The 1,195-nt window shown below is 43.8% G+C and carries 1 protein-coding gene; it reads right to left on the reverse strand.

All coding sequences use genetic code 11. The annotated features are described in order from the left end of the window. Positions 1-29: 29 nt before the first annotated feature. Positions 30-986 carry an IS110 family transposase gene (locus tag Q1B11_RS20185; RefSeq protein ID WP_299735811.1) on the reverse strand — a complete coding sequence of 319 codons (957 nt, stop codon included), beginning with the start codon at positions 984-986 and terminating at the stop codon, positions 30-32. Between the last annotated feature and the right edge of the window lie 209 nt (positions 987-1,195).

The raw sequence follows: 1,195 nt of genomic DNA on the forward strand, positions 1-1,195 counted from the left end.
TAACAAGTGACTATGGTGTCAATCATAAATTATCCAGCTAATTCGGGGTTCCAATGAACCCCATCCCTGACCATTGAATTCACAATGACAACCAGCTTTCTAACGCAGGCAATGATGGCTGTTTTCTTTGCTTTTCCAGCTTTTAACAAGCGCTCATAAGTTGCTTTAAAGACAGGATTGCACTGTATAGCAGACATCATCGCCATAAACATAACTGTTCGTATTTTGTAGCGACCTCCTTTGATTTTTCGTTGTCCCTGATAAGCGCCACTTTCTCGATTTACGGGTGCGACACCGACCAGTGCAGCAGCCTGTTTATTAGTTAAATAGCCGAGTTCTGGCATATCACTAAGTAGGCTAAAAGTGACAACGTTACCAATGCCAGGTACGCTCTGAATGATGTCGAATTTCGATTTATATTCCGGACAACTTGTAATGAGTTCGAGTAGTTTTTGTTCTACTTTTTCTATCTGATTTTTCAGGGCTGTCAGGATCGGTGTGATCATGCCAGTGATATTTTTAGGCATTATCTGGCGACGATTCTTTTCCATTGTCTGCATGGCGACCAGCTGTCGTCTACGGGATAAGAGATCGCTCATATGCTGCAGTACCTCAGGCTTTAGCTCTGATAGTGCTGGCTTGATAGCTTCACCGTAATGAGCAATAAGCTGGGCATCAAGCTTATCCGTTTTCGCCAGTCGTCCGATGGCTCCGGCAAATTTTTTGATGTGCGCAGGATTGGCGACTACGAAGGGCAGATTGGCTTTTGAACAGTGCACAATGAAGAGATGTTCGAGCCGTCCGGTAGCTTCAATAACAACGCGTTCAGGGTTATGGTTTTTTATTTTTTTGATGGCCTCTTTAACACCGCTTTCATTGTTTGGGACAGTGAAATAGATATCCAGTGGACGGATGTAAATATCGAGTTGTGACTTACCGGTATCTACGCCGACGGTGACTGCATTTTGATTATTTTTAGTATCCATAATAAGCTAGTTCTGCCTTGCTAATTCGGGCTCGAGACCCCTTTGACTATCCGAACTTAATGCTTGGAGTCTTGTGCAGCGTTCTCACTTGTTACCGGTCTCTCAACTGAGGAGCCAAACTTCAATCGAACTGCTGCACAAGAGGGCTTTAGTTGCTGCTAAAGCCTGGGTCTCACATTACCCTGTTTCGTTAATTATTATCCATACAA

Origin of the sequence: uncultured Endozoicomonas sp. (genome assembly GCF_947495845.1) — a bacterium.
Lineage (GTDB): Bacteria > Pseudomonadota > Gammaproteobacteria > Pseudomonadales > Endozoicomonadaceae > Endozoicomonas.